We start from the raw sequence: 14,458 nt of genomic DNA, 5'->3' as shown, positions 1-14,458 counted from the left end.
TTCGTATATTCATCATATGAGCAAAGCACTGATCATTTCTTCTATATTTCTAGCACTATTATGTTATTCCTGCAAAAATGGTAAAAGCAGAAAACCTGTTATCCGCGACACCAGCATTACCAGAACAACCTCCTTCAATAATCTTTTCATGGACAGTTCCAAACTGTCTGATTTTTTAGGCAGTCATCCGGAGTACAAAAGCTTCACCGAACAGTTCAACGATTTTTATAAAGACCGAAACTATGCTTATGCCTGGTTCGATTCTGCTGGCTTAGCAGAACAGGCACTCAACTTCAACAACCTTCAGCAAAACTATATCAGCAGTTTTTCTGACAGCAGTATTTACAATCCCCTACTCGATTCTTTATTACAAAGTTTGCAGCAAAATGATGCAAAGAAAAAAATAGCTAACACCCGGCTACTTGAAACAGAGCTTTTATTAACCGGTCAGTTTTTTCAATATGCTGCCAAAGTATACAAAGGCAGTGATATTGATGCCGCAGAACTTGGCTGGTTTATCCCACGAAAAAAAATAGACCTGCATGCCCTGCTCGATTCAACGCTTTTGCATAAATCAGCAGATGCTTATGCACCGCAAAACAGCCAGTACAAAAGGTTACAACAATTTGTACAAACCTATAGCCGGCTCAGTAAAGAAAATGGCTTCGACTCTATTCCTTCTCTAAAAAAATCATTGCGAAAAGGAGATTCCTCAGAAATAGTTACAGTGATAAAAAAACACTTACAGTTACTGGGTGATCTCCCGGAAAATGATGGATCTCCGATTTTTGATACAAGCCTTGTAATTGCCACCAAACAATACCAGCGCAGAATGGGTCTCACTGAAGATGGTGTTATTGGGAATAAAATGATTGCAGAACTAAACGTGCCTATGAAACAAAGGCTGCGACAGATACTCATTAACCTCGAACGACTTCGCTGGATGCCACCTGAAAAAGATACCAACTACATCCTGGTAAATATCCCCGAATTCATGATGCATGTGTACGATAGCGGCAGACTTCAGTTTAATGTTAATGTCATCGTTGGTACGGCTGCCAATAGTACCGTTATTTTCAACGACCGATTACAATACATTGTGTTCAGTCCATACTGGAACGTTCCGGAAAGCATTGTTCGTGGTGAAATATTACCCGGCATTAAAAAGAATTCGAATTACCTGGCCAAACACAATATGGAAATTGTGAAAGAAGCCAGTGTGCCTGTTATCAGGCAAAATCCGGGGCCTGCCAATTCACTCGGACTTGTAAAATTTCTATTCCCCAATAATTACAATATTTATTTTCACGACACCCCTAACAGAAACCTGTTTTCACAAAGCAGCAGAAGTTTTAGTCATGGCTGTATCCGTGTTGGCGAACCCAAAAAGCTGGCTCAATATCTTTTAAGGATGGACAGTAGCTGGACCACTGAAAAAATAGACAGTGCCATGCATCTCAAAAAGGAAAAATGGGTACCCCTGAAAAAATCCGTACCTGTTTTCATCGTTTACTTCACTGCATGGGTTGATAAAGACGGACAACTCAATTTCAGAAAAGATATTTATAAACATGATGAAAAGATGGCAATGAAGTTGTTTAGATAGGAGTTAGCAAGTCCGATGTCCGAAAGTCGGAAAGTCCGGAAGAAGAACCTAAATACTCATAACGCTCTTCCAGTCTTTCGGACTTTCCGACTTTCGGTCTTCCGGTCTCCTGAACTCCCGGACTTTCATACATTTGTACAAACAGTTAGCCCATGCATTTGATTGAGGTTTCTGACAGCGCCACGATAAAATCATTTTTGGAAGTAAGTGCGGCACTCAACCGTCACAATCCTGCTTATATACGTCCATTAGACAATGAGGTGAATGATGTATTCAACCCGGAAAAAAACAAACAGTTTAAATATGGTACTGCCAAACGCTGGATTGTAGAAACAGATGAAGGAGAAACGGTGGGCCGCATCGCTGCATTTACCAGCAGCAAATACATCAACAAGGGAACAGATTTTGCCACCGGCGGTATTGGCTTTTTTGATTGCATCAACGACCAGGCCACTGCCAACCTCTTATTCGACACTGCCAAAGAATGGCTCGCCGAACAGGGAATGGAAGCCATGGATGGCCCCATCAACTATGGCGACCGCGATAAATGGTGGGGACTGATGGTGGAAGGATTTGATAAAGAACCCATGTATGGCATGTCATTCAATCCCGACTATTACGAACAGCTTTTTGTGAACTATGGTTTTCAGAATTATTATAACCAGTTCTATTATTCCATGAAAGTGGATGATCCGCTGCCGCCACGTTTTGCGGAACGACATGCCAAGTTCAAAGCCAAACCCGGTTATGAAGCAAGACATGCCAAATTATCGGAACTGGAAAAATATGCAGGCGATTTTGCCACGGTTTACAATGCTGCATGGGCACAACATGGAGAGAACAAAGAGATTACCAAAGAACAGGTGGTTAAACTGTTCAACACGATGAAACCTATTATGGATGAAAGAGTGGTATGGTTTGCTTATTATAAGGAAGAGCCGATTGCCATGTTCATCAATATTCCAGATATCAACCAGTACTTCAAACATTTTAATGGCAAATTTGGTCTCTGGCAGAAACTGCATTTATTATGGATGAAAAAAACAGGTGCCTGTAAACGGCTGACCGGGTTGGCATTTGGTGTGGTACCAAAATACCAGGCTTTGGGTATTGATAGTTTTATGATCAATGAATGTGCCTTGCTGATCCAGAACCGTGGATGGTATTATGAATACGAAATGGGCTGGGCTGGCGACTGGAACCCCAAAATGCTGAATATCTACAAAAGTCTGGGCGGCGTGCAAAGTCGTCGAATGATTACTTTCCGCTACCTATTCGACAGAAGCAAAGCGTTTGAAAGGCATCCGGAAATGGAGTATAAATAAGCTTATAGCTACTAGCTTCTAGCTGCTAGCTATAGAAGTTTTTTACTTATTCCAATAAAAGCTAGCGGCTAGAAGCTAGCAGCCAGTAGCCATATTTTTACACATTCCCCTAGAAGCTAGCAGCCAGTAGCTAGAAGCTAAAAGCTTCTCCTTATATTGCACCACTGATATGGATAATAAATTCATTGTTTCGGCACGTAAGTACAGACCACAGAATTTTAATACGGTGGTGGGGCAGTCTCATATCACTACCACACTCAAAAATGCCATCAAAAACAACCAGCTGGCACATGCATTTTTGTTTTGTGGTCCGAGGGGGGTGGGTAAAACAACCTGTGCCCGTATCCTGGCCAAAACAATCAACTGTACCAATCCTACCCCCGAAGGCGAAGCATGCAATACCTGTAACAGTTGTGTGTCTTTTGAAAGCGGTACTTCGCTCAATATACATGAGCTGGATGCGGCGAGTAATAACTCTGTTGAAGATATCCGTTCACTGGTGGAGCAGGTACGTTTTGCACCACAGGCGGGTAAATACAAAGTATATATTGTAGATGAGGTACACATGCTTAGTACCAGTGCCTTTAATGCTTTTCTGAAAACACTGGAAGAACCGCCCTCCTATGCTATTTTTATTTTAGCTACTACAGAAAAACATAAAATACTGCCTACCATCCTGAGCCGATGCCAGATTTTTGATTTCAAACGCATCACCAATAACGATACGGTAGAACACCTGCAGGAAATTGTAGTGAAAGAAGCCATACAAGCTGAGAAAGCTGCACTTCAGGTGATTGCGCAAAAGAGTGAAGGATGTATGCGCGATTCATTGAGCATACTCGATAAGATTGTAAGTTTTACCAACGGCACTGTTACCTATCAAAATACACTCGAACACCTGAACATCCTCGATGAGGATTATTATTTCAGGCTATTGTCTTCATTACAGCAGCAGGATATGGCATCGGCCATGTTACTGTTTGACGAAATCAACCGGAAAGGTTTTGAGGGCGATATGGTATTAAATGGTTTTGCAGAATTCATCCGCAACCTGCTGGTATGTAAGGACCCAAAATCTGCCGCATTACTGGATGTAGTGGAAGGATTACAGGAAAAATATATACAGGTTGCGGGATCCATAGGTATGTCGTACCTGGTAAGTGCGCTTAACATTTTGAACGAAGCTGAAATACAGTTCAAAATGGCACGCAACAAACGTTTACATGTAGAACTGACCATCATCAAACTCAATTTCCTTCAACAGGCTATCGAACTTTCCATGGACAATGGCCAGGTTGTAAAAAAAAAACGAGTTGACGGTCCGGTAGCTTTTCGCACCAGGGCTATTCCTTCCATCCAGGTAAAAGCTGCTCCTGAAACAGCATCGCCTAAATTATATATTGAAGAAAAGAATACTGCACCAGTTGCTGCCGCTTCAACTACCACAACACCGAAACCAGCACCAACAGCCACTGCCGCTACGGTCAAACCTGTTCTCCCCTCAACAGCCAGCGGACCAAAGAAAAGTTTACTTGACGCATTACGCGAAAAAGTAGGCGACCAGTATGCCATTGAAGAAGTAAAAGAAGCAGAAGTACTGAATATCGAAAAACTGACCCAGTGCTGGAATGAATATGCCGTAAAGCTGGAGCAGCAACAGAAACATTCATCGGCCGGCACTTTTAAAATGGCTTTGTTACAGGTAGAAGATGATATTCATTTTACCGTAACTGTTCCCGCTTTAACCGCACAGAAATTCGTGGAGCAGGAAAGAATGATGCTGATCGATTATATACAGACCGCCTTCAATAACAGGGCCATCGTTTTTAATATCCTTGTAGAAGCAACCGAAAGAGAAGAAGTACCGGTACATATGCGACTCAACAGTAAACAAAAATTCGAACGAATTGCAGAACAGTATCCGCTGGTGAAAGAATTAAGAGACCGCTTGAAACTGGAGATTGACTATTGATTAATTCAAAATTAAAAAAATCTCCTGTAAGCCTTTCAAACAAAGCATATATACTACCTTACTTAACTTCGGAATCTGTTCCAAATTTCCAAATTTTGAATTCCCCTTCTTCGTAACTTACTAATCAAATCATTCTCCTGCCTTATGCCTAAATCCACATTCAAATACACAAACAATGAAGTAACGGTAGTATGGAAACCAGATACCTGTATTCATAGCCGTATTTGCTGGACACAATTAAGAGAAGTATTTGACCCGGCTAAAAAACCATGGGTCAATATGGAAGCTGCATCCACCGAAGCCATTATTGCACAGGTTAGAAAATGTCCGAGTGGTGCATTGAGTTATTATTTGAATGCCGAAGGAGAGCAAACCGTACAAAAAGACATCCAATCTGAAGCTGCCAGTATCCTGAATATTGAGATCAAAAAGAATGGCCCCATATTGATTACCACCGATTGTGTGATTACACATGGCGATGGCAGCCAGGAAACCAAACAAGGTACTACCGCCCTCTGCCGCTGCGGACAATCGGCCAACAAGCCGTATTGTGATGGAACGCATAGGAAAGTGGGGTTTGAAACGGAGAGATAAGAATATGAAATAGGAAATAAGAAATAAGAAAGTAAGGAGGATTTCCCCTTTCTTATTTCTTATTTCCTATTTCTTATTCCTCTGTTCCCTACCCCTTCCTGCTTTTCGCATATCCATTCTTCAACAGCCATTGCAGCACTTTATCGCGTTGATCGCCCTGGATGATGGCTTCGCCGTCTTTAACGGAGCCACCGGTACCACAGAAATTTTTGAGCTGTTTGCCTAAGGTTTCTAGGTCAGCTTCCTTTCCCACAAAACCGGTTACAAGTGTAACGGCTTTCCCGGCGCGTTGTTTTTTATCGAGTAAAATGCGAAGTGGTTGTTGTGCAGGTGCCAGTGTATCGGTTATTTCGTTTTCCTCCGGCTCAAACCTGAAGTTGGGGTCGGTGCTGAAAATAAAGCCATTTTTATCGGAGGTATTTTTCTTAGCCATGTTGTTCTTTTGGCAAAGTAACGGAAAACACCGATCCATTTCCCGGCTCACTGGTTACAGATAGTGTACCATGATTGGCTTCCACAAATTCTTTACAGAGGAGCAAACCAAGTCCGGCCCCCTTCTCATTCCTGGTACCTGTTGTTGTAAAATGGGTATTGATTTTAAACAGTTTTCCCAATTGTTCTTCCGTCATTCCTACACCGGTATCGGCAACTGCAATGGTAGCCGTGTCTGCAGTTTCAGTGTATTGTATAGTTACTTCACCCCCCTCGTCTGTAAATTTCAACGCATTCAGTAAAAGGTTACGCATCACAATATCCATATGATGAACATCGGCATATACTGTTGCTGTTAGAGGCAGTTCATTATGAATGGCTATTTTTTTCTGGTTGGCTGCACCCATTAAAAGATGCCGGTTATTTTCTATGATATCATACACCTGTGCTTTTGTTGGTCTTACATCAGTCACACCACCCATCTGGTTCCTCGACCATAACAACAGGTTATCAAGTGTTGTATTCAGCGAACCGATTTGTTTATTCAATGCCAGCCTGATCTTGGCAAATGCTTCTTCAGATAAACTTTGTTTTTCCACCAATTGTAATACACTACTTAATGATGCAATCGGAATACGAAGATCGTGCGACAGAATAGAAAATATTTTATCTTTTTGAAACGATGCCTGTTCAAGTGCTTCTTTTTGCTCCCGAAGTTGTTTATTTACCAATTGTTTAAACTCGTTTCTTCTCCATGATACCAGCCAGAGTGCCATCACCAGACCCACCACAATCAACAGCAGAAAAGTAAATACCCGCTGGTCTCTTATTTTTTCTTTCTGGCTTTCATCTTCTTTTTTGAGCAGGTTAATTTCTGCCTGTTTCTTTTCTGTTTCAAAAGCTACCTGCATTTGGGCAAAGCGAGCCCGGCTTCGCTCTTCAAATAATGTATCGTTCAGTGTAACATGCGCAGACTGTGTTCGATAGGCATTTTTATAGTCGCCAAGTGCTATATAAGATTGGGATAATAATTTATAGATGGTTGATTGTTCTCCTTTCGCCCCCAGTTCTTCCGCTACTTTTACAGCTTCTTCAAAATAGGTGATCGAGGTTTCCCATTCTTTTTTTTCCTGGTAAGCTTTACCTAACCGATATAAAGCTGTCTCAATAATAAAATTACTTTTTGCCAAACGTGCTTCGGCAACGGAAGCAGAGAAATAATCAATGGCTTTGTTGATGGCACCATCTTCCATATAAATATCACCCAGTGTGCGCAGGCCAAAAGCCATCTTATACTTATCACCCAATTTTGCATTGTGTTCAAGGGCTGCCTGACAATAAATAAGGGCAGAATCTCTCAACTTACCCCGGTGTGCAGAGAAAGCAATATTGTTCAGGCTACGGCCAATACCATGCTGATCATTCAATTGTTCATGAATGCGCATCTCCTTCCTGAAATAATCCATCGATTCTCTGTATTTGGCCTGTGAATTATAAATGGCCCCAACATTCCGGTATGATATAGCCAGTTGCGGAAGATTAACAATTGAATCATTGATACGCAATGCCTGTAAAGCATAATCAAATCCTTTTGAATAATCGCCTTTTCGGTAATAGGCCCATCCAATATTATTCAATGAAATGCCTTTGCCCTTTGTAAACTTCAGTTGTATTGAAAGATCCAAACCCTGTTTAGCAAATTCGAGTGAGCGGTCAGCATTTTTATCAGATAATTCTTCTGCTATCAGGTTGAGAAAGCGAACATACTGGGTGTCTTTTGTCATTGATGCCAGCGAACGAATCAATGAATCTGCTTTTGCTGTTTGTGCAATAGATGAATATATGAACAAAAAGAAGCAACCGAAAAGCATAAATTTTCTCATACCAACAAATACGCGGGGGCTACAGCGTTGTTAGCAAGATAAAGGAAAGGGGTAATAAAAACAATAATTACAGACTAATCTGTCAACACAGCTTTCAGACTCAGGTCAAGACTTTGCGCCTGGTGAATTAGTCCGCCCACACTAACAAAATCAACCCCTGTTGCCGCATAAGATTGAATGGTATGCAGGTTAATACCTCCACTGGCTTCAGTCTCAAATCGACCGTCAATCAGCTTCACCGCTTCGGCAACTTGTGCAGGTGAAAAATTATCGAGCATAATGCGAAATACTTTTCCATGCCCAATAGCACAAACGGTTTCTACATCTTCCAGCGAACGTGTTTCTACTTCTATTTTTAATGATAAGCTGTTCGTTTGCAGGTAATCATACGCTTTCGCAATCGATTGCGATATTCCGCCTGCATAATCAATATGATTGTCTTTCAGCATAATCATATCATATAAACCAAACCGATGATTGATACCACCGCCAATCCTCACCGCTTCTTTTTCCAGCAACCTGAAATTGGGTGTTGTTTTACGGGTATCCAGTAAGCGCGTATGATAACCTTTCAGCAGATCCGTATATTGTTTGGTGAGTGTGGCTATACCACTCATTCGTTGCATACAATTGAGTACAAGACGCTCACAGGAAAGTATGGTATGGATAGATGTGGTTACTTCAAATGCTTTTTCTCCCACCTGCATGGCATCGCCATCCTGTTTGAAAGATTGAAAAACAGCACCAGGGCCCTGCATGCGAAATATTTTTTCCGCAACTGCCAATCCGGCCAAAATACCATCCTGTTTTATTTTCAGAACGGCTTTCCCTTTTTTACCGGGCGGAATACAACTCAGTGTAGAATGATCACCATCACCTATATCTTCCTGTAAAGCCGATTGAACCAATAGTTGTAATTGCTGATCGAATGTATGCATGGTACAAAACTAATGGAAGAAGACACAAGAATACAAGAAACAAGATTCAAGGGGCAAGAAACAAGGCCAGGATAGACCGGGGTTAGTTGATGCGGACGGTTACGATCTGGTATTGACCGCCTTTCTGTTTCAGCATCACGGTAATATTATAACCTTTATCGTTGTTCAGGAGTTTACCTGTCATATACATGGTGCTGCCGATTTCACGTTCTGAAATTTTCTCAAACCCTTTGATGCCTTTATCTCCAAAGAAATTTTTCAATGCAATGGTAGCCTGGTTTTTACCCATATTTTTTACTTCGTCTTTTTCCAGCAATTTCATATCTACAAAATCATCAAAATGTGATGCCACCTGCTCTGCACTCGCCGATTTCAGCGAACGCACGATCGCATCTGTAGGTCCCTGTAACGTAAACGACATCAGGGTCAATGCCAATCCGATGGTTAAAAAAAATGATTTCATATACTTTATTTTGCTTTCTTCCTTTATATGTGCCAAAAACATGCCAACTTTGGGATTATCCGGTATCAGCATAAAGTTAATACCTAATCAGCAATTAACACACTATATCATTTTACTATATGAGCAAGAAAGTTATTTTAGTCATCATGGATGGATGGGGTCTTGGTAAAACAGCATCTGCAGACGCCATTCAGCAGGCAAAAGTTCCATTTGTAAGTTCTTTGTATCAAGCATACCCGAATACCACCCTTGTAACCTGTGGTGAAGAAGTGGGTTTACCCGATGGACAGATGGGCAACAGTGAAGTAGGCCATCTCAACCTGGGTGCAGGAAGAATTGTGTACCAGGAATTACAACGCATCAATGTTGCTGTTAAAACAGGAGAGCTGGCTGCAAACCCACAGTTTCTTCAATCCATTGCATATGCCAAAAACAATAATAAAGCTTTACACCTGATCGGACTGGTGAGCGATGGTGGTGTTCATTCGCATATCAACCACCTGAAAGCCATTTGCGATCTGTGCAAACAGCATGGCTTATCAAAACTCTTTATCCATGTTTTTACCGATGGACGCGATACCGATCCGAAAAGCGGATTGGGTTTTGTACGCGAATTAGAAGATCACCTGAAAAACAGTGCAGGTACCATCGCCACTGTAAGCGGTCGTTACTATGCCATGGACAGAGACAAACGCTGGGAAAGGGTTAAACTGGCTTATGATTGTTTGGTGAAAGCAAAGGGCCCTGTTGCAACAGATGCCATCAGTGCTATTGAAAATGCTTATGCAGCAGGCACTACCGATGAATTTATTTTACCAACCGTCATCACAAATGCAGGTGGTGAACCTGTTGCATCAATCAAAGAAGATGATGCAGTGATCTGTTTTAATTTCAGAACCGACCGTTGCAGGGAAATCACAGAAGTATTAACACAGCAGGCTTTCCCTGAGTTTGATATGTCGCCGCTGAACCTGCATTATACCACCATGACACTCTATGATCACAAATTCAAAAACGTTCATGTGATCTTTGAAAACGATAACCTCACCAACACATTGGGTGAAGTACTGGAAGCCAATGGCAAAACACAGATACGTATTGCAGAAACAGAAAAATATCCGCACGTAACTTTCTTCTTTAGTGGTGGCAGAGAAGAACCTTATAGTGGTGAGAAAAGAATCATGGTGCCATCACCCAAAGTGGCTACTTATGATCTGCAGCCTGAAATGAGTGCTGTTGAAATCACCGACAAACTCATACCCGAAATTGAAGCAGGCAGCGCCGACTTTGTTTGTCTCAACTATGCCAATACAGATATGGTGGGTCATACCGGTGTTTTCAGTGCTGCCATTAAAGCCGCCGAAACGGTTGATGCCTGTGTAAACAGGGTAGTAACTGCAGGACTGGCAAATGGTTATACCATATTCCTTACTGCCGATCATGGTAATGCCGATTTTATGATCAATGAAGATGGTAGTCCGAATACGGCCCATACATTAAACCTTGTCCCCTTCTTTATCATCGACAAAGAATGGAAAGGAACCATAAAACCGGGCAAGCTGGGCGATCTGGCACCTACCATTTTAACTGTCATGGGTTTACCTATTCCAAAAGAAATGACGGGAAATGTATTAATTTAATGGCCCAAACAACACTTGAATCATGAAAATATTCAAAAGAATCCTGCTCATTTTACTGATTGCATTGCTGGCCATACAGTTTGTGCGTCCGGCTAAAAATGAATCCACCGATAAAAGTAAACACATCAGTAAGCTCTATGCAGTTCCTGATGATGTAAATACCATTCTTACCAAAGCCTGTAACGACTGTCATACCAACAATACCATTTACCCCTGGTATGCGGAAGTGCAGCCTGTAACCTGGTGGCTGGATGATCATATCAAAGAAGGGAAAAAACACCTCAACTTTGATGAGTATACGACCTTCAGCCTCAGAAAACAATACCATAAAATGGAAGAAGTGGTAGAGCAGGTAAAAGAAAAAGAAATGCCACTCAATTCCTATACATGGGTACACCGTGATGCAAAACTTACTGACGCTGAGCGTGTGGCACTTACCACCTGGGCACAGTCGGTAATGGATACCATGAAAGCACATTACCCGATCGACAGCCTCGTGAGAAAAAGAAACTAATTTGTCAGTTCTAAGAAAAAGTATCGCCTTTGTTCTATTGTTATTAGTGGCATTCCCGCTGATGGGTTTTGTATTGTTTCATTACCAGCAAAAAACCATCAGGGCCGAAATGAAACAGGCATTCAAATCGAAAGAACTGAGTACGGTTCGTGTACGTCAATTGAAATGGTACAAGAAAGACAAAGAGATCATTGTAAACGGTACTTTGTTTGATGTGAGTACCATTTCAAAGCAACCCGACGGAACCTATATTGTAAAAGGCCTCTACGATCACCAGGAACAAAAACTGCATCAACTGCTGGATCAAACCACAGAGAAAAACCAGAAATCGCCTTTGCTGGTTTTATATGCATCCTGTTTTGTGAGCAACCAGTCGAACTTTGCTTTTTCTCTTTTACAGCATGCAAGCTTACCAGCAAATATGCATGGAGCATATTTCGAAACCCTAATTCCCCAATTTCAACCCGGCATTCTTGTGCCTCCGCCGAAAGGTTTTCTGTACTTATAGTTATTAAATAGGATTAGGCAGCATATACCTAAAATGTATTGCTATGCCGGCCTTAGAAAAAAAGCGTTAAGAAATTCATGTAATGAAGCGTAAAGCAATGGATGATGCTTAGCTCTATTCTATTGCTGAAGCACAGTTTCGCTTTATCGATGGACAAAAGCTCAGCTTTAGACTTCATCCATTGTAGCGCAATGAAATGAATTTTAGCTTTTTTTCGACAGCCTTGATTTTTTTTGTTACTTTTTTTCATCAAGGAAAAAAAGTAAACGGAGGGTAACCTTCTACAAAAACTATTCAGGGCTGAATCAACCCAATCCTATCTTTTCTAAAAAAATTCAAAAAAGAAATTATGCGTTTAAACATAGCATGGGCATGTTGCTTAACATCATGCCTGCTATTCAACCAGACTATACTTGCTCAGCAAAATAAAGACAGTGCTAACCAGCAGAACGAAACCGTTGAACTCAATGGCGTTACCGTTTATGCCAATAAGTTTGCCGAGAGATCGGGACGTATTGCACAAACCGTAAAAAGCATCAGGGATAAAAACACCCTGAACATGCAACCCAATACCGGCGATATACTCATTAACACAGGTACTTTGTTTGTACAGAAAAGCCAGCAGGGCGGCAGTAGTCCTGTGATTCGTGGTTTTGAAGCCAGCAGGGTATTATTATCCGTTGATGGTGTCCGAATGAACAATGCGGTATACCGTGCCGGTCATTTGCAGAACGTCATCACCATCGACAATATGATCCTCGACAGGATGGAAGTATTGTATGGCCCCTCTTCTACACTCTATGGCAGCGATGCACTGGGTGGTGTGGTGAGTATGTTCACCAGAAACCCTACCCTTTCCAACAATGGTAAAACAACTGTTTCGGGAAGCAGCACTTTGAGGTATGCAAGTGCTATTAATGAGAAACGTGGCAATATCATTCTCAATATCGGAGGTGCTAAATGGGCTTCGCTTACTTCTGTAACTTTTGGTTCTTTTGGCGATATGGTACAGGGAAAAAACAGAAACAGCAAGTATCCCAATTTCGGTCTCAAACCATTTATAGTGCAGCGAAATGGCAATACCGATATTTCAGTGCCCAATCCTGATCCCAATAAACAAAGCCCTTCGGGATACGATCAGATTGATGTGTTGCAGAAATTTCTGTACAAAGCCAGCGACAAAATTGAACATGTTTTCAACTTCCAGTTTTCGAATACCAGCGATCTGCCGCGTTACGACCGTTTAAGTGAAGGCACGCTTGCAGCGCCTGTGTATGCGGAATGGTATTATGGTCCGCAGATGCGTAACCTGGTATCCTATCACCTGAATGCCAGCAAACAAAATGGCTTTTTCCAGGACCTGAAACTGACGACCAGTTTCCAGGATATTGAAGAGAGTCGCATCACCCGACGTTTCAATAATAACAACAAAGACTACCGGTGGGAAAGAATCAATGTTTTCGGATTGAATTTCGATGCCAAACATTATAGTGGTAAACATGAGTTACATGTGGGCGCAGAAAGCTATACCAATTTTGTTCGCTCCACTGCCGAGCGACGCAATATTGTATCGGGTGCTCTGAGCAGAATAACCACGCGCTATGCTGATGGCCCCACTAAAATGTCGTCGAATGCAGTCTATGCACAACACACATACAAAATCAATGATGAATGGACTTTAAATGATGGTATCCGCTTTAACCTCGTTCAACTGGATGCCCGGTTTGCAGATACCACATTAATGCATTTTCCTTTCAATAGGGCCAGACAAAACAATGTGGCTGTAACAGGCAATATTGGTTTGGTATATGCTACAAAGGATAATTTCAGGATGGCACTGGTATTCAGCAGTGGTTTCAGGGCACCGAATGTAGATGATCTTTCTAAAGTTTTCGATACACGTACGGGTATTGTAGTAGTGCCTAATACGGATATCAAACCCGAATATACTTACAATGGTGAGCTGAGTGTTGCCAAACAAACCAAAGCCTATACACTGGGTGGTTCTTTTTTTTATACCATTTTCAGGAATGCACTGGTATTGGATAAATACCGCTTCAATGGTCAGGACAGTATTTTTTATTCCGGTGTTAAAAGTGCCGTATTTGCCAACCAGAACAAAGCAAGTGCTTTTGTAACCGGTTTCAGCTTAAACGGTGCACTTACCATTGCCAAAGGAACATCGCTGGAGGCTGTTGTAACCTACACTTACGGACGTTATACCGACCAGAACAAGGTTAAAATACCCTTGGACCATATTCCGCCCGTGTATGGAAAAATGGGTATTAAAACACAGCAAAACAGGTGGAATGCTGAGTTCTATGCCTTATTCAATGGATGGAAAAAACTGAAAGATTATAACCCGAACGGCGAAGACAATCTGCCCTATGCCACGGCAGATGGTATGCCTTCCTGGTTAACCCTGAACCTGAGAACAGGTTTTTCTTTCAGCAAACAATTACAGGCAGTGCTGGTGCTGGAAAACATCACCGACCGCAATTACCGCTATTTTGCCAGTGGTATTTCGGCTCCGGGCAGAAATATTGCTATCTCCCTGAAAGCAGGATTCTGAGTATATAGACT

At 41.8% G+C, this 14,458-nt stretch carries 12 protein-coding genes; 8 read left to right on the top strand and 4 right to left on the bottom strand.

What is annotated here, in order from left to right:
- The first annotated feature begins 16 nt into the window (after positions 1–16).
- The 4 genes from ACH3Z1_RS07550 (at position 17) to ACH3Z1_RS07535 (ending at position 5,497) form a co-directional block, all read left to right on the top strand.
- A complete protein-coding gene (locus ACH3Z1_RS07550) occupies positions 17–1,606 on the top strand; it encodes a L,D-transpeptidase family protein (protein WP_490821276.1) in 1,590 nt (529 codons plus the stop codon).
- Between the two features lie 152 nt (positions 1,607–1,758).
- Positions 1,759–2,931, top strand: coding sequence for a hypothetical protein (locus ACH3Z1_RS07545; protein WP_490821275.1), 1,173 nt, complete (start codon positions 1,759–1,761; stop codon positions 2,929–2,931).
- A gap of 169 nt (positions 2,932–3,100) precedes the next feature.
- Complete coding sequence (locus ACH3Z1_RS07540) at positions 3,101–4,903, top strand: DNA polymerase III subunit gamma/tau (RefSeq protein ID WP_490821274.1); 1,803 nt, start codon at positions 3,101–3,103, stop codon at positions 4,901–4,903.
- A gap of 144 nt (positions 4,904–5,047) precedes the next feature.
- Positions 5,048–5,497: a (4Fe-4S)-binding protein gene (locus ACH3Z1_RS07535; RefSeq protein WP_490821273.1), complete on the top strand. Its 450-nt coding sequence runs from the start codon at positions 5,048–5,050 to the stop codon at positions 5,495–5,497.
- Positions 5,498–5,585: 88 nt separating this feature from the next.
- Here ACH3Z1_RS07535 and ACH3Z1_RS07530 read toward each other — a convergent pair whose 3' ends face one another.
- From ACH3Z1_RS07530 to ACH3Z1_RS07515, 4 genes are all read right to left on the bottom strand, one after another.
- Entirely contained in the window at positions 5,586–5,930 is a 345-nt protein-coding gene (locus ACH3Z1_RS07530; protein ID WP_490821272.1) for a translation initiation factor, read from the bottom strand.
- Positions 5,923–7,812 carry an ATP-binding protein gene (locus tag ACH3Z1_RS07525; RefSeq protein WP_490821271.1) on the bottom strand — a complete coding sequence of 630 codons (1,890 nt, stop codon included), beginning with the start codon at positions 7,810–7,812 and terminating at the stop codon, positions 5,923–5,925. The genes ACH3Z1_RS07530 and ACH3Z1_RS07525 overlap by 8 nt, the downstream gene beginning before the upstream one ends.
- A gap of 74 nt (positions 7,813–7,886) precedes the next feature.
- On the bottom strand, positions 7,887–8,750 hold the full coding sequence (gene nadC / locus ACH3Z1_RS07520) for a carboxylating nicotinate-nucleotide diphosphorylase (protein ID WP_490821270.1): 864 nt from the start codon (positions 8,748–8,750) through the stop codon (positions 7,887–7,889).
- Positions 8,751–8,832: 82 nt separating this feature from the next.
- A complete protein-coding gene (locus tag ACH3Z1_RS07515) occupies positions 8,833–9,213 on the bottom strand; it encodes a DUF4783 domain-containing protein (RefSeq protein WP_490821269.1) in 381 nt (126 codons plus the stop codon).
- 119 nt (positions 9,214–9,332) lie between these two features.
- Between ACH3Z1_RS07515 and gpmI the strand changes: the two genes are divergently transcribed.
- The 4 genes from gpmI to ACH3Z1_RS07495 all read left to right on the top strand — a co-directional run bounded on the left by gpmI (position 9,333) and on the right by ACH3Z1_RS07495 (position 14,447).
- Positions 9,333–10,853, top strand: coding sequence for a 2,3-bisphosphoglycerate-independent phosphoglycerate mutase (gpmI, locus tag ACH3Z1_RS07510; RefSeq protein WP_490821268.1), 1,521 nt, complete (start codon positions 9,333–9,335; stop codon positions 10,851–10,853).
- Between the two features lie 22 nt (positions 10,854–10,875).
- Positions 10,876–11,367, top strand: coding sequence for a heme-binding domain-containing protein (locus ACH3Z1_RS07505; RefSeq protein ID WP_490821267.1), 492 nt, complete (start codon positions 10,876–10,878; stop codon positions 11,365–11,367).
- 1 nt (position 11,368) lies between these two features.
- Positions 11,369–11,875, top strand: a complete 507-nt coding sequence (locus ACH3Z1_RS07500) for a hypothetical protein (RefSeq protein ID WP_490821266.1) — start codon at positions 11,369–11,371, stop codon at positions 11,873–11,875.
- Positions 11,876–12,224: 349 nt separating this feature from the next.
- The gene (locus ACH3Z1_RS07495) at positions 12,225–14,447 is read left to right on the top strand and encodes a TonB-dependent receptor plug domain-containing protein (RefSeq protein WP_490821265.1); all 2,223 of its coding nucleotides are present in this window, start codon (positions 12,225–12,227) and stop codon (positions 14,445–14,447) included.
- The last annotated feature ends 11 nt before the right edge of the window (positions 14,448–14,458 follow it).

The sequence above is a fragment of the Sediminibacterium sp. FW305-C-49 genome (genome assembly GCF_058231085.1).
Note: the sequence above shows the minus strand (reverse complement) of the source record. Positions and strands in the feature narration are given on the sequence as shown.